The organism is Streptomyces sp. NPDC107454 (assembly GCF_055582885.1).
In genome coordinates this window covers 292,750-315,030 of the sequence record NZ_JBVJPA010000005.1, presented here as the reverse complement: position 1 = coordinate 315,030, position 22,281 = coordinate 292,750, and the positions used below count along the sequence as shown (strand labels likewise).

The window sequence follows — 22,281 nt, the reverse complement described above, 5'->3', positions numbered from 1 at the left end:
CGCTTACGGGGGAGAACAAGCATGTCTCACGCCAGGAAAGGTGCGAGGAGGGCGACGTGGGCGGCTGCCTCGGCCTGCGTCATGATGCTGGCCGCGTCCTGCACCTCGCAGGGCAGCCACCGTGAAAGCACGGAACCGGCCTACTTCCAGACCCTCGTCAGCCAGGCCAACGGTCTGTACTACCACCCCTTCCTGAGGGAAGAGCGCGGCAGCCCCGAAGCCCAGTCCTACGCGCTGCGCATCCTGGCGGAGACCGGCGCGAAGCCGAAGGTCACCGTGGACGCCAAGACGGCCGCGGCGCTGCGCTCCGACGCGGTCACGACCTCTGCGCTGTGGGGGAGGTACTGGCTTGTCCCTCTGCGCGACGCCGGGGTGTCGGGGGTACTGGGGCCGGGCGACGCGCAGAGCGTGGAGAAACTGCGGACCGGCACGGGGTGGTACGAGGATCCCGCGCTCGAGGAGAAGAGCGACGAAGGGCGCCTCGGTGCCACCTGGGCCGCGCTGGAGGTGGAGGCGGCCACTGGATCCCTCGGGGAGCTTCCTGCTGCCGACAAGGTGGCCACGGCCCGCTGGCTTGCCCAACTGGCAGGCAGCAAGCCTGCGTTGGCCGATGCCGCGGTCCTGGCACGCTGCCTTCGTCTGCTCGGCAAGCCCGTCCCCGCCTCCCTGACGTCCATGCGGGCTCCGGACGCGAGCGGGTTCACCGAGCGGCCGGACCAGGAACGCGCCGGCCTGCTGGAGGACACGTACAACTACGTACTGCTCCAGGAGTCGGCCGGCGAGAAGCCGCAGGTGAACCGGAAGACATGGCAGCAGGCCCTGTCCCACAACGTCGAAAGCCTCGACTACGAGCAGCTCTACAGCCTGGTGCACATCCTGCGCGCCACCGGCAGCCCCCAGAGGGCGTTCCCGGCGGTCACCCGCCGCCTGGAGCGGGAGCGCATGCCGGACGGAACGGTGCGTGACCCGTTCTCCTACCTCGGCACGCCCGACGCGTCGCTGTTCGTGCAGCGGCTGCGGAGCGTGGCCGGATGGACCGTGCGGGACAAACGGCTGCTGGCCGCGGCCGAGAAACAGGCCGGCTCCCAGGACGCACCCCGCGACGGCGCCGCACGGCTGACCATGGCCGCGCTCGATCACAGCGCCGGCGGTGAGCCGCTTTCCCGTCAGGAGGCCGCGCTGTGCCAGGATCCGTCGACGGTGCCGGCCACGGTCACCGCGGACAACGTGGCGGACTGGCAGCGTGCGGTGTGGAACTGCGCGGAGTCCGGCGTACCGGTACCGGTTCCCTCCGTCACGCGCTGGAGTGTCGACGGTCTGGAAGGTGCGCAGGCGGCCGCCACGCTGGTGGTCGGCCTGCACCAGGACGGCCGGGGGGACCGGATACCCGGCTGGCTGACCGCGGACGCGCTCAGGCGGTGGGCGGACGACCCGGGGCCTCGCGCAAGCGTCTATGACCGTGCGGTGATCGTCCGCGCCTACCTGCTGCTCGGCGGCCATGCCGACGAGTCCCTCGTCGCACACCTCACCGGTCAGTTCAGGGCGCACAGGGGCTGTCCGGGGCTGCCCGGCCTGTACCGACCCGATGACGAGCCGGGCTGTGACCTCAAGACGACGTTGGCGGTGTGGGACCTGGACAAGGCACTGGACGGAAGGCTCGGGGCTCTGCCCTCGTAGGGCTCCTCAGGACTCCTTGAGACAGAACTCGTACGACTCCTCGATACAGAAAGTGAGTGGAACCTCCTTGAGCACGCTGCTGACGGCGAGTGGGGTGGGCAAGTCCTATACGCTGCGCGGCCAGCGGGTCGACGTCCTCCAAGACATCGATCTTGCTGTCGCGCCGGGCTGTGTCACCGCGCTCGTCGGACATTCCGGATCGGGTAAATCCACCCTCATGCACATTCTCGGGCTGCTGACGAAACCCGACACCGGCCGGGTGGATCTGGAGGGCCGCGATACCCGCGGCCTGCCGGACGGCGCGCTCGCGGACCTGCGGCGCCGACGTCTGGGGTTCGTCTTCCAGTCCTACAACCTGCTGCCGCAGCACAGCGCCCTGCGCAATGTCCTGCTTCCGTACACCGGCAGGCGCCGGGAGGCAGAGGCCCGGGCGCGCGGTCTGCTGGAGCGCGTGGGGCTGGGAGACCGGTGCGAGCACCGGCCCGGCGAGCTGTCCGGGGGCGAACAGCAGCGCGTGGCGCTGGCCCGGGCGCTGGTGAACGATCCACCGCTGCTGCTGGCCGACGAACCCACCGGAAACCTGGACACCGAGAGCGAGGCCCTGTTGCTGGGCTTGTTCCGGGAGTTGGCGGAAGGCGGGCGGGGAGTGCTGGTCGTCACGCACAACCAGGCGGTCGCGGATGCGGCCGACATCGTTCACCGACTGGGCCGGGACGCGGCTCTTTCGGCACAGGACGAGACCGACGGCCGCTCCTGGGCGCACTCCCGGGGTTCGCGGGAGGGTGAGCTGTGAACCTGTTCCAGGTGGCGTGGTGGAACGTACAGGCGCTGCGCAGGCGGCTGTTGGGGCTGGTGGCGATGGTCGCGGTTGTCGGCGCGGTGTGCCTGAGCGCGATCGGGATCGCCTCGAACGCGCAGGGGACGACGACCAGCAAGGTCGGGGAGTCGACGGCGAACCGGTCGGTCACGGTCGACTCGCCGGACGGGGGTCCTGATACGGCTCGGCTGACGGAGGCGACGGAGAAGCGTCTGGCGGGGATCGCTCACGTGGAGTCGGTCCAGCACAGGCTTCAGGTGTCCATGCCGGTACGGGACAACCCCGAGGGGGCCGATCTGCTGTACGCGACGACCTACCGCGAGGCGCTGACGCCCCCCGTGGTCACGTCGGTACGCGAGCAGTTGTTCCCGCTGCACCGTGGAGAGGTGGTCTTCCCCGCCTCCACACACGGGGTGGACCTGTCTTCGATGGTGGGCAGGACGGTGACGGTGGACGCGCACCGATATGTGCGGCCCGGCGTGGGGGACACGGTGAGTGACCGGGTGAAGGTGGTGGGCCTGTACGACCCGAGCTGGCAGTTCGACGGCCTGGACGTCGCGTATGCGGACGACGCCACCGTGGTGAAGTGGGCGGCGGCCGCGGCCGGCAAGACGACCGACGACTATCTGCGCACGTCGGGCTGGGATCAGCTGACGGTGGTGGCTGACAGTGCCTCTCGGGTACCGGGCGTGCTCAAGGCCGTGCAGGGGATGAACTACCCGGCCGTCACCTTGCAGCAGCAGCTTCAGGCGCTTCCCGGAGTGCTGCGGTTGGTCAGGCTGACCGGGAATGTACTGCTCGGCGTCCTGGGCGTGCTCGCCTTCGCCGGCGCGGTCACGGTGACGGGTGCACTGGGGCGGCAGCGGGCCCAGGAAGTGGGCATTCTCAAGGCAGTCGGTTTCCGTGGCCGCTCGGTGATGGGCATGCTCGTGGCGGAGATGGCGATCGCCGGGGCGGTGGCGGCCGCGGCCGGTGTGGTGCTGGCGGTGGGCGCCTCCAGCGCGGCGGCCGCCGGTCTTCGGCGTATCGGGGACATCGCCCCGTATGTGCGCGACGCGGTGCCGCTGCCGGGGACGTCGACGCTGATCTCCCTGTCGGTCGCCACAGTTGTCGTCGTGGCCGCCGGCGCCGTGCTCCCGGCACGTCGTGCCGCGCGCATGTCCCCCACCGAAGCCATGAAGGATTGGTGATCCCTGTGATGCGGCGCAAGATGCCGTACGCCGCGCTCGCGGTGTCCGCTGCCCTGTTGGCCTCCTGTTCCGGTTCCGACGATGTGGAGTTGGGAACGGACTGGAAGGGATCGCAGACCTTTGTGACGGCGAGCGTCGCCGGACACACAGTGCTGGTCGGCATCGATCCCGAGGCCCACCACGCGCAGGCGCTGGCTGTTGTGCCGCAGAAGGACGGCGACGACGACGTGCAGGCTCCTCAGCTCGTGCAGTTGGCCGACGGGACATGGCGGCTGTCGACGCCCCGCAAGGGAAAGCGTCCGGACCGGCTCTTCACGTTGGACACCGCCGGGCACGCCCTGGCTGAGAAGGACGATGACACCACGGAGCGGCTGCGTGAACTCGTGCCGGGCAAGAGCCTGGTCGCGGCCGTTCACGGCTCCTCCGAAAGCGCCGCAAGCGATCAGGGCGCTGCCACGGCGGACAGCGAATCCACCAGTGTGCTGGTACGCGACGCGAAGACGTGGAAGAAGGTCCGGGACGTGCGGGTGCCGGGATCGGTCACGCTGGCGGCGTCCGATCCGTCCAGCGACACGGTGTGCCTGGCTACCGGACAGGGATCCGACACGAAGGTGAGTGTGCTCGACCTCACCACCGGCAGGACCAGGCAGGCCGGCGGGGCCGGCGGTGTGCAGGTACAGCAACTGGCATGTCGGGCAGGCATCCCGGTCCTGGCCGGTACCCCCGCCGGGAACAACCGGGGAACCACGGTGAAAGTGACCCTCAAGCGCGCGGGCGAGGCAACGGTGGTGAGTGTGTACGGCGGACGGGTCGACGCCGTGCAGGCGTCGAAGAACGCCGTCGTGGTCGCGGTGAACCGCGGGGAGGACAGCGACCTCATCGAGCTGGACCGGACGAGCGGGCGTGAACTGCGGCGCGTGGCGGTCAAGGGCATGGACAACTCGTATCTGCTGCGGCACACGCGGGATGGCTGGGTGATGGTCTCGGACAACACCGCGACCGTGGTGAACCTGGACGAGGGGACGTCCCGGACGTTCAGCCTGCCGGGGACGCTGACAAGCTTCTGAGCCTGCGCGAAAGGGGCCTCCGCGACGGCTTCCCCTGCTGCTCGTGGTCGGCTGTCCGGGGCGGAACGCCGACACGTGCAAGAAGTTGTACGTCTGTCCGTGTAGCGCGGCGAGCGCCGGAATGACGGCCGTGACCGGGCGGCCTCCGGCGCGATAGCTCCCCGTAGGGCGGCGGTCAGTGCGCGAATGCCTTGCGGAGCCGTTCCGCCGCGTCCACCAGCACCTCGGTCCGCTTGCAGAACGCGAACCGCACGAAGGGCGCGCCCGCCTCCCGGTGATCGTAGAAGACCGCGTTCGGGATGGCGACGACCCCGGCGCGCTCCGGGAGCGCGCGGCAGAAGGCGAAGCCGTCGGACTCGCCGAGCGGCCGGATGTCGGTGGTGATGAAGTACGTGCCCGCCGGCTGGAAGACCTTGAACCCCGCCTCCGTGAGCCCGGCCGCCAGCACGTCCCGCTTGGCCCGCATGTCCGCGCGGAACGCCGCGAAGTACGTGTCCGGCAGCGCCAGCGCCTCGGCCACGGCGTACTGGAACGGCCCCGACGCCACGTACGTCAGGAACTGCTTGGCCGACCGTACGGCGGCGACGAGGTCCGGCGTGCCCGTCACCCAGCCCACCTTCCACCCCGTGAAGGAAAAGGTCTTTCCCGCGCTGCCGATGGTGACCGTCCGCTCCCGCATCCCCGGGAAGGACGCCAGCGGCAGGTGCTCGGCCTCGTCGAACACCAGGTGCTCGTACACCTCGTCCGTGATGACGAGAAGATCCCGCTCGACGGCGAGCTTCGCGATCTCCCCGAGCTCCTCGCGGGTCAGGACGGTGCCGGTCGGGTTGTGCGGGGTGTTGACGAGCAGCAGCCGGGTGTTGTCGGTGACCGCGTCGCGCAGCTCGTCGAGGTCGAGCCGGAAGCGCCGGTGGGTGACTCCGTCGCGGGTCTCCTCGTGCGGGCGCAGCGTGACCGGGATCCTGGTCCCGCCCGCCATCGCGATGCTGGCCGCGTACGAGTCGTAGTACGGCTCCAGGGCGATGACCTCGTCACCGGGCTCGACCAGCGCGAGCAGCGACGCCGCGATGGCCTCCGTGGCGCCGGCCGTGACGAGCACCTCGCGGTCCGGGTCGTACGCCAGTCCGTACCGGTGCTTCTGGTGCGCGGCGATCGCCGTACGCAGCTCGGGCACGCCGGGGCCCGGCGGGTACTGGTTGCCGCGCCCGTCGCGCAGCGCCCGTACGGCCGCCTCCCTGATCTCCTCGGGCCCGTCCGTGTCGGGGAAGCCCTGGCCCAGGTTGATCGAACCGGTGCTCAGGGCCAGGGCCGACATCTCGGCGAAGATCGTCGTGCCGAACTCGGCGAGTCGGCGGTTGAGGAGGGGGCGGCGGCCGTTGGAGGTCATGCCGGTCATCCTGCGCCGAAGCTCTGGAGTTCCTCAACTCTGCTTTGGCCGGTGAGACGCGAGGGCATCCCCCAGGCACGCAAGAAGCGAGGCGCCCACGGGGGGTCGCTTCGGGGGAACGAAAGGAGGGTGACGCCATGCTCATCGGCTTCATCCTGGCGGTCGTCTTCATCCTGTTCGTCGTGTCGTTGCGTGCCGCCGCCCGCGGCCGGAAGAAGGTCGGGCTCTCGAAGAGCTCGTCGGGTTCGGCGCGGGGCCGCCGCTCGCGGGGCGGGTCCTCGGACAGCTCCGGCAGCTGGTGGGCCGGCGGGGCCGGGGGAGCCGTGTCGTCCTGCGGCAGCGGTTCGTCCGGCGGGCACCACGGGGGTCATTCGTGCGGCGGGCACTCGTCGTGCGGCGGCGGCTCGTCCTGCGGAGGCGGGTCGTCGTGCGGCGGGGGGTGCGGCGGGGGCAGCTGAGCCTCGCCGGGGTGTGGGGCGCGGGGGGCGCGGAGGGGCTTCTGCTGTGAGCCGGTGGGGCTGGTCGCGCCCGCGCGGCGGAGCCGCGGATGTCACCGTCCCGCGCCCTTACGGCGCGCGCCGGGCGCACGTTGTGGTTGAACAGTTGAACTGTGGAGCCCTCGGGGGGATGGAAACCCTACGAAGTTGGGTAAAAACGCTGTGACGGCGCCACAGTTCATGATTCCCTCTAAACCACCAAAGCAGCCCTCGGATCGTCCCTTCCCCACAGGGCAGACCGGGCTGACCGGGCCGATCCCCCGGTACTGAGGTACCGACCGGGTGCGCCGGATCCCCACCTCCCTTTTTGCGTGCTAGCGGAGCCGACCCATGCTCACGACCCTGAACACCTCGTACACCGACACGCGCGCGGCCGACCTGGCGTGGGCCCTGGGGCGCGAACCGCTCCCCGCGCTCGCCACCCTCGACCTCGAACTCGACGGGGCGAGACTGCAGTTGCGGCTTCTTGGCGCGTCCCACCAGGTCCTCCTGGAGGAGGAGCGGGGCAGCTGTTCGGAAACCGTCGCGTGCATCGCCGGCAGCAGCACGCCGCTTCCGCTCGGGGTGGCCAAGCGCGTCGGCGACTGGGAGTACGAGTTCGCGGCGCGCGTCGAGACACTCTCCTGCGGGTCCTTCGCGGGGCGGGCGCAGGAGTTACTGGCCCTCGTCTCCGACCACCCCAACGGACTCGCCGGCGTCTTCCCCGGCAGTCCGCACGCCTTCACCGCGCTGCTCGCCCAGCGCCACGAGGGGCAGGTCCACTGGCGTACATGGCACGCCTACCCGCAGGACGGCCAACTGGTGGCGACACGCACCAGGGTGGGGGTACGGGTGACGGCGGCGGCGCTGTGAGGGGGGTGATGCTTCGCCCGCCGTTTCGCCTGCTGTTTCGCCCGCTGTTCTGCCTGCTGTTTCGCCCGCCGCTCCGGCTGCCGACGAACTCGTCATCGGCGCCGGACGCCACACATCGGGACGACACTTCCACACGTGTGGGTGACGAAGCGTCGTGGTGGCGTGACGTAGCGTTCCACGCGTGATCGAACCGCACGCGCCTGCTCCCCCCGGCGCGCCGCCGCCCTGGCGCGTCCAGGGCGAGGCGCGGCTGCCCGTCCGCCCGGGCGTCGGACGGTTCCTGGTCCTCGCGGGCGTGTTCGTCTGCGCGGCCTGTGGACTCGTGTACGAACTCGAACTCGTCGCCCTCGCCTCGTACCTGATCGGCGACTCGGTCACCCAGGCCTCCGTGGTCCTCTCCGTGATGGTCTTCGCCATGGGCATCGGCTCGCTCGCCGCGAAACGCCTGCGCCCCCGCGCGGCGGCCGGCTTCGGCGCCGTCGAGGCGGCGCTCGCCCTGGTCGGCGGCTGCAGCGCGATGGCCCTGTACGCGGCGTTCGCGTGGACCGGCGACTGGGGCGGCGTGTGGACGAACGGTTCGCGCTATCTCCTGGCGGCCTTCTCCCTCGCCATCGGCCTCCTCATCGGCGCCGAAGTCCCCCTCCTCATGGAGCTGATACAGCGCATCCGCCGCCAGGACCCGGGCGGTGCGGTGGCGGACCTCTTCGCGGCGGACTACGTCGGCGCCCTCGTCGGCGGCCTCGCCTTCCCCTTCCTCCTGCTCCCCCTCCTCGGGCAACTGGAGGGCGCGCTGCTCACCGGAACCGTGAACGCGCTGGCCGGCGGAGCCCTCGTACTGGGCCTGTTCCGCGGGGACTTGAGCCGGCGCGGACGCTGGTTCCTGTTCATCGCCAACGTCCTGGTCCTCGCGCTGCTCGCCGCGGCCGCCGCCCATGTCGGCGACTTCGAACGCGCGGCCCGGCGCGCCGTCTACGGCAAGGACGTACGGGTCGCCCTCCAGACCGGCGTCCAGGAGGTCGTGCTCACCGGCGGCACGCACGGCCGCCCCCTCGACCTCTTCCTCGACGGACGCCTGCGGGTCAGCGGCCGCGACGAGCACCGCTACCACGAGGCGCTGGTCCACCCCGCGATGAACGGCCCCCACGCGCGCGTGCTCGTCCTCGGCGGCGGCGACGGACTCGCCACCCGCGAGGTACTGCGCGACCCGGGCGTGCGCCGCGTCGACGTGGTCGAACTCGACCCGGGAGTGGTGAGGCTGGCGCGCACCGACCCCGCCCTGTCGGCGCTCAACGCGCACGCGTTCGGCGACCGGCGCGTGCACGTGTTCACCGCCGACGCCTTCGGCTGGCTGCGCGGGGCCGTGTCGACGTACGACGTGGTCATCTCGGATCTGCCCGACCCCGGGATCACGGCGAGCACCAAGCTGTACTCGCAGGAGTTCTACGGCCTGGCGCGCCGCGTCCTCGCCCCCGGTGGCCGCCTGGCCGTGCACGCGGGCCCCGTCTCCTCCCGCCCCCGCGTCTTCTGGACGGTCGAGTCCACACTCCGGGCGGCCGGCCTGCGCACCGACCCCTACCGCGTCGGCGGCCGGGACTCCAGTTTCGCGGCCGGCCCCGACCGCACGGCGGGCGCGTCGCGCGCCCCCCGCGACTGGGGCTTCATCCTGGCCTCCGTCACGGGCACGCCCCTGCGCCTCGACCCGCACGGCCCACGCCTGCGTACGCTCGCGCAGCCGTCCCTCACCGCCGACGCTTACGCCGCGTGGCGTACCCGCGTACCCGGCCTGGCGCCCTCCACACTGGTCCATCCGCGCTACGCCGACTGAGACGGCGGACGGACGAATCCCCGGATACGAGGGTGCGGCGCGGGCCGTCCTGGGTAGGCTCGGCCGACATGGAGCATGAGGTGTTCGTTCCGGTTCAGGCCGAGCGGCTGAGGGAGGCGCTGGCCGATCCCGTACGGGTGGCCCGGGCGGTCCCCGGACTCCAGCAGGACGCCGGGACGCCGCCCGTCTCCGGGCGCCTGAAAGTCCGCGTCGGCGGCCACACCATCACCTACCGGGGGGCCGTCCGGGTCACCGCCAGGGACGACGGTTCGTACGCCGTCGAGGGCGACGCCACCGAGGCGCGCGGCCCCGGCACCGTGAAACTCGCCCTCACTCTCACCCTCACCCCCTCCGACGGCGGTACGACCGTCACCATCACCGGGACCACCACCGCGGACGGCCGCGTGGCGGATCTCCCCCCGGACGCGGTCTCCGCGGCCACGGGCCGCCTGCTGAACCGGTTCGTCGAAAACCTGGCGGAAGTGACGGAGACGCCACAGGGCGCGGCGGAACCCCAGCCGGAACGGGAGCCGGAGGCCGAGCCGGAGGCAGAGGCCGAACCCGTCCCGGAGGCCGAGCCCTCCGCCCTCTTCGAGGAGGAGGAACCGGCCCCGCCCGCCCCGAGCCGTGTGAACAGGGAGGATGCCGTGGCCGAGGCGGCGCATGCACGGCGGACGATGATCGGCCGCAGCGCGGAGGAGGTGGACCACGCCCCGCCGCGTGGCCGCTACGCCCCCGTCCCGGCGCCGGAGACCGCCGACGCCCGCGCCACGCTCCGCTGGGCGGCCCCCGCCGCGGCCGTCGCCCTGGCCTCGGCCATCGCCATCTCCCGAGCCCTGCGCAAACGCCGCTGAAGTTCCACTCCCGGGGGCGACCCGGGTGCGGAGCCCGGGGTTCGGAAGGGGACGGGCAGGGGCGGCGGGGGCGAACGAAGAATCCGGCCCAGTAGGGTCAACTCCGTGAGTAACGAAGACATCACGCTGACCGCGGGCGACGCGGAAGTGACCGTCACACCCGGCAACGGCGGACGGATCGGCAGTCTACGAATCGGCGACGCCGAACTACTGCGGCAGGGCCAGAAGTTCGGCTGCTTCCCGATGGTCCCGTGGTGCGGAAGAATCCGCGACGGCCGCTTCCTGGACGGCGCCACCATCCAGCAGATGCCGCTCAACGCCCCACCGCACGCCATCCACGGCACCGCCCGGGACGGCGCCTGGCGCACCGCCCGCACCGGCAGGTCCGAGGCCGTGATCACGTACGACCTCGTGGCCCCCTGGCCCCACCCCGGCCGCGTCACCCAGCTCTTCACCCTGACCGAGGACGCCTTCACGGTCACCATGTCCGTGGAGACGTACGAGGACTCGTTCCCCGCCCAGGTCGGCTGGCACCCGTGGTTCAACAGGAACCTCGGGCGAGAAGACGTCCAGGTCGACTTCGCCCCGGCCTGGCAGGAGGAACGCGGCGAGGACCACCTGCCCACCGGCCACCGCATCGAGCCGAAGCCCAGCCCCTGGGACGACTGCTTCGGCATGCCCGGCGGCGTCGACGTCACGCTCACCTGGCCGGGGCAGCTGGAGCTGAAGGTCGCCGGCAGGGAGGAGTGGGTGGTGGTGTACGACGAGCAGGAGGCCGCCGTCTGCGTCGAACCGCAGACCGGCCCGCCCAACGGGCTGAACACCCACCCGCGCCTGGTCACCCCCATCGACCCGCTCGAGGCGACCATGACCTGGAGCTGGCGGCGCCTCTAAGCTGGCGGACATGAGTGACGTACGCGGCGCGCTGCTGCAGCAGATCAAGGACAAGGCCGTGGTGCACGGCAAGGTGACCCTTTCGTCGGGCAAGGAAGCCGACTACTACGTCGACCTTCGGCGGATCACGCTCGACGGTGTGGCCGCTCCGCTGGTCGGTCAGGTCATGCTCGACCTGGCCGCCGAACTCGACTACGAGGCCGTCGGCGGTCTGACCCTCGGAGCGGACCCGGTCGCGACCTCGATGCTGCATGCCTCCGCAGCGCGCGGGAAGACGCTGGACGCCTTTGTCGTGCGCAAGGCCGGCAAGGCCCACGGCCTCCAGCGTCGCATCGAGGGTGCCGAGGTCAGGGGACGCCGTGTTCTGGCGGTCGAGGACACCTCCACCACCGGCGGCTCGGTGCTGACCGCGGTGGAGGCGCTGCGCGAGGCCGGTGCCGAGGTCGTCGCCGTGGCCACGATCGTGGACCGGGACACCGGTGCCGCCGAGGCCGTCGCCGAGAAGGCCGGAGTGCCGTACCTCTTCGCCTACTCCAAGGACGAGTTGGGCCTGGACTAGGACACCCGGCACGGGACCCCGCGGAAATCGGGGTCCCGTATCCCGGACAGGGTGTCTGGAGCATCCGGCCAAGTCTGGAAAGATGGGGCCGACGATGACGTCGCCCCCCTAGGTCAGGGCCGTAAGCACCAGTCCCGTCGTGCCGCAGCAGCGGTACGCAGACCCGCACATACAAGGAGCGGACAGATGCCCATCGCAACCCCCGAGGTCTACAACGAGATGCTCGACCGGGCGAAGGCAGGCAAGTTCGCCTACCCGGCCATCAACGTGACCTCCTCCCAGACCCTGCACGCTGCGCTGCGCGGCTTCGCGGAGGCGGAGAGCGACGGCATCATCCAGATGTCCACCGGTGGTGCGGAGTTCCTCGGCGGCCAGCACAAGAAGGACATGGTGACCGGCGCCGTCGCGCTCGCCGAGTTCGCGCACATCGTCGCCGCCAAGTACGACATCACCGTCGCGCTGCACACGGACCACTGCCCCAAGGACAAGCTGGACACGTACGTACGTCCGCTGCTCGACATCTCCGCCGAGCGCGTCGCCAAGGGCGAGAACCCGCTGTTCCAGTCGCACATGTGGGACGGCTCCGCCGAGACCCTCGCCGACAACCTGGCCATCGCCCAGGAGCTGCTCGCCAAGGCCGCCGCCGCGAAGATCATCCTCGAGGTCGAGATCACCCCGACCGGCGGTGAGGAGGACGGCGTCAGCCACGAGATCAACGACTCCCTCTACACCACCGTCGACGACGCGCTGCGCACCGCCGAGGCGCTCGGCCTGGGTGAGAAGGGCCGCTACCTGCTGGCCGCGTCCTTCGGCAACGTGCACGGCGTCTACAAGCCGGGCAACGTCGTCCTGCGCCCCGACCTCCTGAAGGAGCTGAACGACGGCGTCGCCGCCAAGTACGGCAAGCCGTCCCCGTTCGACTTCGTCTTCCACGGCGGCTCCGGCTCCACGGCCGAGGAGATCGCCACCGCCCTGGAGAACGGCGTCGTGAAGATGAACCTCGACACCGACACCCAGTACGCGTTCACGCGCCCCGTCGCGGACCACATGTTCAAGAACTACGACGGTGTCCTGAAGGTCGACGGCGAGGTCGGCTCCAAGAAGACCTACGACCCGCGCACCTGGGGCAAGCTCGCCGAGGCGGGCATGGCGGCGCGTGTCACCGAGGCGTGCGAGATGCTGCGCTCCGCGGGCAACAAGCTCAAGTAGTCACCCGGGTTTCCCCGGTCAGGACCGCCGGGTTCCCCCGGTCAGGACCGTACGAGTAAGGGCTCGGCACCCCCGCGGTGCCGGGCCCTTCCGTATGCTCCGAGGTATGGCTGTGCCTCTGCGGAAGACATCGGGCGAGGGAGCGGGACCGGGGCCCGGTGTGCGGATCTCCAGTCCCACCGGCAAGTGGATCCTGCTGACCACCGTCCTCGGCTCCAGCATGGCACTGCTGGACTCGACGGTCGTCAACGTCGCGCTGCCCACGATCGGCCGTGACCTGGGCACGGGCCTCGCGGCACTCCAGTGGACCGTGAACGCGTACATGCTGACCCTCGCGGGCCTGATCCTGCTCGGCGGGTCACTCGGCGACCGCTTCGGACGGCGCAAGATCTTCGTCCTCGGCGTGGTGTGGTTCGCCGCCGCCTCGCTGCTGTGTGGCCTTGCGCCCACCGGCGGCGTACTGATCGCGGCCCGCGCCCTGCAGGGCATCGGCGGAGCCCTGCTCACCCCCGGTTCGCTCGCGATCATCCAGGCCTCCTTCCACCCGGACGACCGCGCCAGGGCCGTCGGCCTGTGGTCGGGCTTCGGTGGCGTCGGCGCGGCGGTCGGCCCGTTCCTGGGCGGCTGGCTGGTGGACGGTCCCGGCTGGCGCTGGGTCTTCCTGCTCAACGTTCCGGTGGCGCTGATCTGCGCCCCCATCGCCGTGCGCCACGTCCCCGAGTCGTCCGACGGCCGTGCGCACGGCCGGGGCTTCGACGTCCTCGGCGCCGTCCTCGGCGCCCTGGCGCTCGCCCTGGTGACGTACGCCCTGATCGAGGCCACGAGCGGTTCCGTACTGGTCTGGGTGTCGGCGGTCGGGGGCGTGGCGGCCGGCGTGGCCTTCGTGTACGTCGAGCGGCGCCGCCCCGACCCGATGATGCCGCCGGACATCTTCTCGTCGCGGCAGTTCACGGCCGTCAACCTCGTCACGCTGTGCGTGTACGCGGCCTTCGGCGGCTTCTTCTTCCTGACCGCGCTCCAGCTCCAGGTCGTGGCGGGCTACTCGGCCCTGGGCGCCGGTACGGCCATGCTGCCGACGACCGTCCTGATGCTGCTCTTCTCCGCCCGCTCCGGCGAGCTCGCCCAGCGCATCGGCCCGCGCATCCCGCTCACCGTCGGCCCGCTGCTGTGTGCGACGGGCATGCTGCTCATGCTGCGGGTGGGCCCGCACGCCTCGTACCTCGGCGATGTGCTTCCCGCGCTGGTGGTGATGGGCGCGGGCATGGTGACCCTGGTCGCGCCCCTGACCGCGACCGTGCTCGCCTCCGTGGACGCCGGGCGGGCGGGCCTGGCCAGCGGGATCAACAACGCGGCGGCCCGCGCGGCCGGACTGATCGCGGTGGCCGCGCTGCCCCTGCTGGCCGGGATGGGCCCGGAGGCGTACCGCTCGGCGGACGCCTTCAACGCCGCCTTCCGGCGTGCGATGCCCCTGTGCGCCGGGGTGCTGGTCGTCGGGGCGGTGGTGGCCTTCGCGACCGTGCGCCGTCCGGCCCCCGACTGCCGGCGCCCCCAGTGCCGTACGCACGGCTGTGTGACGTCCCCGCCCTTGGAGCCTTCGCGCCCGCGCCCGCCCCAGCCCGGGTGAGACCGGGAGGCGGGGCCGCCCGCCGTGGCTCCGGGGCGGCTGCTCGTGCACCGGGTACCCCGTACGGCACAACCCCCGGAGGGTGCCGCAGACTGGAACGTATGACGATTCACGAGAACCTCCTCGGGGGCCCGCCCCCGACTCACCTCCCCGACGACCCGCAGCCGCGCGAGCTCCTCGCGAACGGCACGGCGCCCGCGGATGTCGCCGCCAAGTACCCCACCTCCTCGCTCGCCTGGGCCCAGCTGGCCGACGACGCGTTCGAGCGAGGCAGTGTCGTCGAGTCGTACGCCTACGCCCGTACGGGCTATCACCGCGGTTTGGACTCCCTGCGCCGCAACGGCTGGAAGGGCCATGGCCCGGTGCCCTGGGAGCACGAGCCGAACCGCGGCTTCCTGCGCGCCCTGCACGCCCTCGCCCGCGCCGCGCAGACGATCGGCGAGCAGGAGGAGTACGAGCGCTGCAGCCAGTTCCTGAAGGACTCCTCGCCGACGGCGGCGCAGACGCTGGGCTGAGTCCTCCCTGGATGTACTCGCAGGTCATATGGGTCCGCCTGGTCGATGTGACCGGGCGGACCTTGCGGTTTCGGGTGACGATTGTGGAGGATGCCCGGTGGGGACCGGGGCCCCCGTGTCGAAAACGGCAGGGGCGGACCGCTACCCGGAGTACGCATCAGGAGACAGCGATGTCGTCCCAGCAGGCTCGGCCCGTCGAGGCTCAGGAGCCCGAGACCCCGCATCTCGACTTCCAAGGAACGACCCCGTACGAGGACTACGTCCAGGCGGACGTTCTGACCCACCTCCAGCACACCCTCTCCGACGACCCCGGAGAGATGGTCTTCCTGGTCACCACCCAGGTCATGGAGCTGTGGTTCACGGTCATCGTCCACGAGTGGGAGACCGCGGCGAACGCGCTCCGCGAGGACCGGGTGCCGGTCGCGGTGGCCGCGCTGAAGCGGTCCGTACGGGAGCTGGAGGCGCTGAACGCCTCCTGGCGGCCCCTCGCCCAGCTCACCCCCGCCCAGTTCAACTCCTACCGCTCGGCCCTCGGCGAGGGGTCCGGCTTCCAGTCCGCGATGTACCGCCGGATGGAGTTCCTGCTCGGCGAGAAGTCCGCGTCCATGCTGGTCCCGCACCGGGGCGCGCCGCGCGTGCACGCGGAACTGGAGAAGGCACTGCACGAACCGAGCCTCTACGACGAGGTCCTGAGGCTGCTGGCGCGCCGCGGGCACGCGGTCCCCAAGTCCGTGCTCGGCCGGGACGTGTCCCGGCGTTACGAGTCCTCGGCGGAGGTGGAGGCGGTGTGGACGGCCCTGTACGCGGGCGACGAGCACGACGAACTCGCCCGCCTCGGCGAGGCGTTGACGGACGTCGCCGAACTGGTGTGGCGATGGCGCAACGACCATCTCGTCGCGACGCGCCGCGCGATGGGCGCGAAGACGGGCACGGGTGGCTCCGCCGGGGTGGCGTGGCTGGAGAAGCGGGCGCAGAAGAACGTGTTCCCCGAGCTGTGGACGGCGAGGTCTCATGTCTGAGCGGTCTGAACTGCGGTCTGAACCGGGTGTCTCCGAGCGGTCCGGCCTGGGTGTCAGGGCCGCCGAGCTGGACGCCTCCGACGAACTCGCCAAACTGCGCGCGCAGTTCGTCCTGGACGACGTGGTGTACCTCGACGGGAACTCGCTCGGCGCGCTCCCGGCGTCGGTCCCCGGCCGGGTCGACGACGTCGTACGCCGCCAGTGGGGCGAGATGCGCATCCGCTCCTGGGAGGAGAGCGGCTGGTGGACGGCACCGGAACGGATCGGCGACCGGATCGCGCCGCTGGTCGGAGCGGCCCCCGGCCAGATCGTGGTGGGCGACTCCACGAGCGTGAACGTCTTCAAGGCCCTGGTGGGAGCGGTCCGCCTGGCCGCCCTGACCTCCGACGGGCGTGACGAGATCATCGTCGACGCGACGACGTTCCCGACGGACGGCTACATCGCGGCGTCCGCGGCCCGCCTGACGGGCTGTGAACTGCGCCCCCTGGATCCGGCGGACGTCCCCTCCGCGCTGGGCCCCCGCACGGCGGCGGTCCTCCTGAACCACGTCGACTACCGCACCGGCCGTCTGTACGACCTCCCGGCTCTCACGTCCGCGATCCACGACGCGGGCGCCCTGGCGGTCTGGGACCTGTGCCACAGTGCCGGGGCACTGCCGGTGGACCTCGACACCCACGGGGTCGACCTGGCCGTCGGCTGCACATACAAGTACCTGAACGGAGGCCCGGGCTCCCCGGCGTACCTCTACGTCCGCGCCGACCTCCAGCCCCGTTTCGACTCTCCGCTCCCCGGCTGGAACTCCCACGCCGACCCCTTCGGCATGAGCCCCGCCTACGAGCCGGCCCCGGGCGCCCTGCGGGGCCGCGTCGGCACCCCGGACATCCTCTCCATGCTGGCCCTGGAGGCCGCGCTGGAGGTGTGGGAGGGCGTCTCGATCGACTCCGTCCGCACCAAGTCCCTCGCCCTGACCGACTTCTTCCTGGAATGCGTCGAGGCGTACGTCCCCCGGGGGCGCGTCGAGTCCCTGACCCCGTTCCACCACGCCGAACGCGGCAGCCAGGTCGCCCTGCGCTGCGCGGACGCGGGCGAGGTGATGAAGCGCCTGATCGAACGGGGCGTCGTGGGCGACTTCCGCCACCCCGACGTCCTCCGCTTCGGCTTCACCCCCCTCTACGTGGGCTTCGGGGACGCGGAACGGGCGGCACGGGTGCTGGGCGAAACGGTGACCTGAGGCCGACCGGTTCGCCGCGCGGTTCGGGTGCGGGCCGGTGGGGGCCGTTCGCGCAGTTCCCCGCGCCCCTGGGTCCGGGGCTGCGCCCCGTATCCCTGGGCGGCCGTAGTCGCCCGGGTGCGGGCCGGTGGGGGCCGATCGCGCAGTTCCCCGCGCCCCTAAAATCCTCGGTCGCCCGTGTTCGAGGGACGAGGCCAGAGACCGCACCCCACCCGCCCCTCCAGCCCGCCCGGGGGCCCGAGGACGAGCCCGTTCAGGCCGATGCGGGGTTCGGGGCCGCAGCCCCGTGGGGGTCCGGGGCGGAGCCCCACGGAGGTTGGGGGGCTGTAGTCCCGTGGGGGTCCGGGGTGGAGCCCCAAGGGGGTTGGGGGGCTGTAGTCCCGTGGGGGTCCGGGGTGGAGCCCCAAGGGGGTTGGGGGGCCGTAGTCCCGTGGGGGTCCGGGGTGGAACTCTGCGGGGGTCCAGGGGGCGGCAGCCCCCGGTGGGGTGCGAGGGCGGAGCCCCGCTGGGGGTGCGGGGGCGGAGCCCCGCGGGGGGAGTTTGGGGGGCGTGCCTCTGGTGGGGTGTGGGGGCGGAGCCCCGCTGGGGGTGTGGGGGCGTGCCTCTGGTGGGGTGCAGGGGCGGCAGCCCCGTGGGGGCTCGGGGGCGTAGCCCCCGGTGGGGTTGAAGGGGCGGAGCCCCTGGGGATGGGACGGGTAGGGGCGGCGGGGGCGATCAACCCCCAACGACATACACCCCCGCCACCGCCGCAGCAAACGCCCCCTCCGCCGCCCGCTCAGCACCCCCCTCGTCCGGCACCACCCCAACAGTCAGCAACGAGTAGTACAACGGCGCCGACACCGCCCGTACGACCATCGCCGCATCGGTCCCCACGGGCAACTCCCCCCGAGCCACCCCCTCCTCGACACACGGCACCCACTCACTCACCCGTACGTCATAGAACCGCCGCAACGCCTCCGCCGTACGCACATCACACGTCGCCGCCGCGATCACGGCCCGAAACAACGCCCCCTGCCGAGGATCGGCCAGCGTCCGCCGCACCAACGCGGCGTTGGCCCGCAGATCACCGAGTACGGACCCGGTCTCCGTACGCGGCGACGACTGCTCCGCCATGTCACTCAGCAGATCGGCGACGAGCCCCGTCACCGACCCCCACCGCCGGTACACCGTCGTCTTCCCGACCTCCGCCCGCCGTGCCACATCGGCGAGATCGAGATGCGCGAACCCCTCCTCGGCGAGTACATCCCCGGCGGCACGCAACACGGCCGCACGAACCCGGGCGGTACGCCCACCAGGACGTACGGTGCCGGGTACACCAGGACCTACGGTGCCAGGTACACCAGAACCCACGGTGCCAGGCTCGCCACGACCCACGGTGCCGGACTCGGCGGACATGACGGACTCCTTAGCGATGCCGTTCAAGTAACCCACCCAGCGTAACGAAACACCAGATCCGTTTACCCCTCACCGAGCGTGACATCCGGGTGTAGACGCACGTCACGGGCCTGATACCGTCCCCGCCAACGGCCGAATTCACTCCTGGTCCGCCAAATCCGTTTCACCGCTGAGAGGTTGGAGCATGCCGGACGACGCCGCAGCACGGGACGCCGCCGAGGAGGCCTCGGCCTTCTCCCACCCGCCGGTCGACCCCGACGGCACCGCCACATACGGCGACCATCCCGACCAGGTGATCGACTTCTACACCCCGCGCGAACCCGACCCCGAGGTCCCCGCCCCGCTGGTGATCGTCCTGCACGGCGGCGCCTGGCGCGCCCCGTACGACCGTCGCCACATCACCCCGTTCGCGGACTTCCTGGCCCGCCGGGGCTTCGCCGTGGCCAACGTGGAGTACCGCCGGGGCGCCGCGATCCCCGCGCAGGGCGGCGAGGGCCCGGTCGCGGGCCGCTGGCCGGACACCTTCGACGACATCGCGGCCGCACTCGACGCGCTGCCGGCGCTCGCCCGCGAGCACCTGCCGGGGGCGGACCTCCGCCGCACGGTGATCACCGGCCACTCGGCCGGCGGCCACCTGGCCCTATGGGCCGCCGCGCGTCACGTCCTGCCGGCCGACGCTCCTTGGCGCACCGACCGTCCCGCCCCGCTGCGCGGTGTCGTGGCCCTCGCTCCGATCGCGGACTTCACGGTCGCCGAGAAGCTGAACGTCTGCTCCGGCGCCTCCCGCCAACTCCTCGGCGGCGAGGCCAGGTTCGCGGAGCGGCTGCCGTACGCCGACCCGGCGTTCCTGCTCCCCACCGGCATCGCCACGACCCTCGTGCAGGGTCGCACCGACGTCGTCGTTCCGGAGGCGGTCGCCGAGTCGTACGCGGAGGCGGCGGCGAGGGCGGGCGAGGTGGTCGGCCTGACGCTCCTGGAGGACGTGGGGCACTTCCCGCTGATCGACCCGGCGGCGGACGCGTGCGCGGTGGTGGCCGAGGAGATCGCCCAACTGGCTTGGTAGCGCGCCCCGGTCATACCCGTAGTACCTGAGAGCTACCTCCAAGATGAGCTCCCTGGCGGGACGCGAACGACACGTCACGATCCGTAACTTCCCATCCAGAGGCGCCCGATGAGCGGGCGGACCGGATGGGAAGGACGCCATGGAGCTCCGGGGGAAGCCGACCGCGGCGGGAAGGGCGAAAGCCACCCGAACAACACCATCTGATCCGGCTCTTGAGCGGCCCGGCCCACCTCAGCCACCCAAGGCATCTCAGCCATCCAAGGCACCCCCGCCTCCCACCTCCCGCACCAGATTCCTCCGACGTCTGAGCCGCGCCCTGCTCGCCGCCCTGGTCACGGCCGCCGTGGTCGTCCCCGTCTCCGCCGCGGCCCGCCCCCGGATCCCCGCCCCGGCCCCCGCCACCCTCGCCCCGCCGACGAGAGCGACGCTGGACAAGGCGTACACGGCGAACCGGGCGAACGCCGCGGAGGCGTCCCGCATGGCCGCCGCCCACGGCGACCGCACCCGCGCCGCCGCGGACCGCGCCCTGGCCGCCCCCTCCCGCCGCTTCCTCACCTTCGACGGCCGCGGCCAGGGACTGGCCGTCGAGGTCCTCGGCGACCTCGCCCACGCCGACCGCGTCGCGGTCCTGGTCCCGGGTTCCGACACGACCTTGGAGACCTACGGCCGCTTCCGAGCAGGAGCGGCAGCCCTCCAAGACCGCCTCAACAGCCCCAACAGCCTCGACGGTCGCCACGGAGCCCTCGGAACCCACGGATCCACCTCACGTCCGCATACGGCGGTCATCGCCTGGCTCGGCTACGAGACACCGGGCACGGTCAGCACCACGGTCCTGACGACCGGCCGCGCCGAGGACGCGGCCCCGCCGCTGAAGCGGTTCATGCGCGAACTGCGGGGCGTCGTCGGCGAGAAGGCGCACGTCTCCCTGCTGTGCCACTCGTACGGCACGGTCGTCTGCGGCCGCGCGGCACGCGGGCTGGACGTGGACGACATCGCCCTCATCGGCAGCCCGGGCACGGGCGCGGACTCCGTGCCGGCACTGCGCACCTCCGCCCGGATCTGGGCGGCCCGAGGCGCCGACGACTGGATCGTGAACGTGCCGCACGTCCACGCCGATCTCTTCGGCACCACCGTCGGCTTCGGCGCCGACCCGGTGTCCCCGGCCTTCGGCGCCCGCGTCTTCGCGGCGGGCACCGGCGGCCACAGCGACTACTTCAAACCGGGCTCCGTGTCCTTGGACAACCTCGCCCGGATCGTCCTCGGAGACACCTCGGAGGTAACCCGTGCGTAAGTCGACGCTTCATGAAGAGGCAGCCACCCGCCGAACGACCCATCCAGAGGCGCCCCCACAGACCGCACCGAAGCGACGCACACCCCCCTCCACCCCCACGGCCGCCGCCCTGCGCACCGCCACCCACGCCATCGGGGACGGCGCCCGCCGTATCGACGCCGCCACCCCCGCGGAGCGGGACCGCGCGGTCGACGCCCTGCGCGCCTTCGCGATCCTCGGCGTGGTCCTGGGCCACTGGCTGGTGACGGCCCTGGTCGCGGACGGCGGCGCGCTGCACACGGCCAGCCCGTTGCAGCACATGCCGTGGCTGGCCCCCATCTCCTGGGCCTTCCAGACGCTCGCGGTGTTCTTCCTGGTCGGCGGCCATGTGGCGACGAAGAGCTACGCGTCGGCGCGGGCGCGCGGCACGACGTACGGACAGTGGCTGCGCGCCCGCCTCACGCGGCTCTTCAAACCCGTGGCCGCGGTACTGACCCTCTGGACGGTGGCCACCGTCGGCCTCCTCGCGTCGGGCACGGGAGTCGGCACGGTCCACACCCTCGTCAAACTCGCCCTGTCCCCCCTGTGGTTCCTCCTGGTCTTCGCGGGACTGACCGCCGCGACGCCCCTGCTCACCCGGCTCAACCCGCTGTGGCCGCTGGCCGTCGTTCTCCACGTGGACCTGATGCGCTTCGGACTGGGCGGCCCGGCCTGGCTCGGCTGGGTGAACGTGGCGGCGGGCTGGATGGTCCCGTACACGCTGGGCGCGGCCTGGACGCGCGGCGAGCTGGACCGGCGGCGTGCGGGCTGGGTGCTGCTCCTGTGCGGCGCGGCGGCGACCGCGGTGCTGGTGACGTGGGCCGGCTACCCGGCGTCGATGGTCGGCGTCCCGGGTGCGGCGGTCTCGAACCTGAACCCGCCGACGCTGGCCGCGGTCACCTTCGGCATGGCCCAGTGCGGCCTCGCTCTTCTGCTGCGCGAGTCGTTGCGCCGGTGGTTGCGGCGCCCCCTGGCATGGGCTGCGGTGGCCCTGGTCAATCTGTCGGCGATGACGATATTCCTCTGGCACCAGACGTCCATGATGGCGGTCACCGCCGTGGGCCTGCTGGTGGGAAGGCTGCCCGGTCTGCACATGGTTCCCGACGGTCTGGGCTGGGTGGTGGCCCGCCTCGCCTGGCTCCCGGTCTTCGCCTTCGCGCTCGGCGTCTGCTGGGTCGCCTTTCGGTCCTACGAGCAGGGTCCGCGCCGCCGGTCCGGCCGTCCCTCCCGGGTCGTCCGCGTCCACCGTCGTGGTGGTCCGGCGGGATCGCGAGCGGCCCGCCGTGCCTAGGGTGAT

At 71.9% G+C, this 22,281-nt stretch carries 20 protein-coding genes; 18 read left to right on the top strand and 2 right to left on the bottom strand.

Annotated elements, in window-relative coordinates; genetic code table 11:
* Positions 1–21 precede the first annotated feature (21 nt).
* From ACZ69M_RS14320 to ACZ69M_RS14305, 4 genes are all read left to right on the top strand, one after another.
* Positions 22–1,677, top strand: a complete 1,656-nt coding sequence (locus tag ACZ69M_RS14320) for a hypothetical protein (protein WP_470049766.1) — start codon at positions 22–24, stop codon at positions 1,675–1,677.
* A gap of 67 nt (positions 1,678–1,744) precedes the next feature.
* Positions 1,745–2,470: an ABC transporter ATP-binding protein gene (locus tag ACZ69M_RS14315; RefSeq protein WP_470049764.1), complete on the top strand. Its 726-nt coding sequence runs from the start codon at positions 1,745–1,747 to the stop codon at positions 2,468–2,470.
* Positions 2,467–3,684: an FtsX-like permease family protein gene (locus ACZ69M_RS14310; RefSeq protein WP_470049762.1), complete on the top strand. Its 1,218-nt coding sequence runs from the start codon at positions 2,467–2,469 to the stop codon at positions 3,682–3,684. The genes ACZ69M_RS14315 and ACZ69M_RS14310 overlap by 4 nt, the downstream gene beginning before the upstream one ends.
* Positions 3,681–4,751: a hypothetical protein gene (locus ACZ69M_RS14305; protein WP_470049761.1), complete on the top strand. Its 1,071-nt coding sequence runs from the start codon at positions 3,681–3,683 to the stop codon at positions 4,749–4,751. The genes ACZ69M_RS14310 and ACZ69M_RS14305 overlap by 4 nt, the downstream gene beginning before the upstream one ends.
* A gap of 175 nt (positions 4,752–4,926) precedes the next feature.
* Here the strand turns inward: ACZ69M_RS14305 and ACZ69M_RS14300 are convergent, their stop codons facing one another.
* Complete coding sequence (locus ACZ69M_RS14300; protein WP_470049759.1) at positions 4,927–6,147, bottom strand: pyridoxal phosphate-dependent aminotransferase; 1,221 nt, start codon at positions 6,145–6,147, stop codon at positions 4,927–4,929.
* Between the two features lie 128 nt (positions 6,148–6,275).
* On the opposite strand from ACZ69M_RS14300, the gene ACZ69M_RS14295 reads away from it, so the two are divergent.
* The 11 genes from ACZ69M_RS14295 (at position 6,276) to kynU (ending at position 17,217) form a co-directional block, all read left to right on the top strand.
* Positions 6,276–6,596, top strand: coding sequence for a hypothetical protein (locus ACZ69M_RS14295; RefSeq protein ID WP_470049757.1), 321 nt, complete (start codon positions 6,276–6,278; stop codon positions 6,594–6,596).
* A 369-nt stretch (positions 6,597–6,965) separates the two neighbouring features.
* Positions 6,966–7,487 (top strand): DUF2617 family protein, encoded by a 522-nt coding sequence (locus ACZ69M_RS14290; protein ID WP_470049755.1) that lies wholly within the window; start codon positions 6,966–6,968, stop codon positions 7,485–7,487.
* 181 nt (positions 7,488–7,668) lie between these two features.
* Positions 7,669–9,312 (top strand): polyamine aminopropyltransferase, encoded by a 1,644-nt coding sequence (locus ACZ69M_RS14285; RefSeq protein WP_470049753.1) that lies wholly within the window; start codon positions 7,669–7,671, stop codon positions 9,310–9,312.
* A gap of 68 nt (positions 9,313–9,380) precedes the next feature.
* Positions 9,381–10,166, top strand: a complete 786-nt coding sequence (locus ACZ69M_RS14280) for an SRPBCC family protein (RefSeq protein ID WP_470049751.1) — start codon at positions 9,381–9,383, stop codon at positions 10,164–10,166.
* Positions 10,167–10,271: 105 nt separating this feature from the next.
* The gene (locus tag ACZ69M_RS14275; RefSeq protein ID WP_470049749.1) at positions 10,272–11,060 is read left to right on the top strand and encodes an aldose epimerase family protein; all 789 of its coding nucleotides are present in this window, start codon (positions 10,272–10,274) and stop codon (positions 11,058–11,060) included.
* Positions 11,061–11,070: 10 nt separating this feature from the next.
* A complete protein-coding gene (gene pyrE / locus ACZ69M_RS14270; protein ID WP_470049747.1) occupies positions 11,071–11,619 on the top strand; it encodes an orotate phosphoribosyltransferase in 549 nt (182 codons plus the stop codon).
* 186 nt (positions 11,620–11,805) lie between these two features.
* Complete coding sequence (gene fbaA, locus ACZ69M_RS14265) at positions 11,806–12,828, top strand: class II fructose-bisphosphate aldolase (RefSeq protein WP_067374118.1); 1,023 nt, start codon at positions 11,806–11,808, stop codon at positions 12,826–12,828.
* Positions 12,829–12,934: 106 nt separating this feature from the next.
* Positions 12,935–14,452 carry an MFS transporter gene (locus ACZ69M_RS14260; RefSeq protein ID WP_470049745.1) on the top strand — a complete coding sequence of 506 codons (1,518 nt, stop codon included), beginning with the start codon at positions 12,935–12,937 and terminating at the stop codon, positions 14,450–14,452.
* A gap of 101 nt (positions 14,453–14,553) precedes the next feature.
* A complete protein-coding gene (locus ACZ69M_RS14255) occupies positions 14,554–14,967 on the top strand; it encodes a DUF3151 domain-containing protein (protein ID WP_470049743.1) in 414 nt (137 codons plus the stop codon).
* A 170-nt stretch (positions 14,968–15,137) separates the two neighbouring features.
* Complete coding sequence (locus tag ACZ69M_RS14250) at positions 15,138–15,986, top strand: tryptophan 2,3-dioxygenase family protein (RefSeq protein WP_470049741.1); 849 nt, start codon at positions 15,138–15,140, stop codon at positions 15,984–15,986.
* Positions 15,979–17,217: a kynureninase gene (gene kynU / locus ACZ69M_RS14245; RefSeq protein ID WP_470049739.1), complete on the top strand. Its 1,239-nt coding sequence runs from the start codon at positions 15,979–15,981 to the stop codon at positions 17,215–17,217. Before ACZ69M_RS14250 ends, kynU begins: the two co-directional genes overlap by 8 nt.
* A 714-nt stretch (positions 17,218–17,931) precedes the next feature.
* On the opposite strand, the gene ACZ69M_RS14240 is transcribed toward kynU, so the two are convergent.
* Positions 17,932–18,480, bottom strand: coding sequence for a TetR/AcrR family transcriptional regulator (locus ACZ69M_RS14240; protein WP_470049737.1), 549 nt, complete (start codon positions 18,478–18,480; stop codon positions 17,932–17,934).
* Positions 18,481–18,796: 316 nt separating this feature from the next.
* Here ACZ69M_RS14240 and ACZ69M_RS14235 point away from each other — a divergent pair, with 316 nt between their 5' ends.
* From ACZ69M_RS14235 to ACZ69M_RS14225, 3 genes are all read left to right on the top strand, one after another.
* Entirely contained in the window at positions 18,797–19,675 is an 879-nt protein-coding gene (locus tag ACZ69M_RS14235; protein ID WP_470049735.1) for an alpha/beta hydrolase, read from the top strand.
* Between the two features lie 139 nt (positions 19,676–19,814).
* Positions 19,815–20,966 carry an alpha/beta hydrolase gene (locus ACZ69M_RS14230; protein ID WP_470049733.1) on the top strand — a complete coding sequence of 384 codons (1,152 nt, stop codon included), beginning with the start codon at positions 19,815–19,817 and terminating at the stop codon, positions 20,964–20,966.
* 130 nt (positions 20,967–21,096) lie between these two features.
* Positions 21,097–22,275 (top strand): acyltransferase family protein, encoded by a 1,179-nt coding sequence (locus tag ACZ69M_RS14225; protein ID WP_470050165.1) that lies wholly within the window; start codon positions 21,097–21,099, stop codon positions 22,273–22,275.
* Positions 22,276–22,281 lie beyond the last annotated feature (6 nt).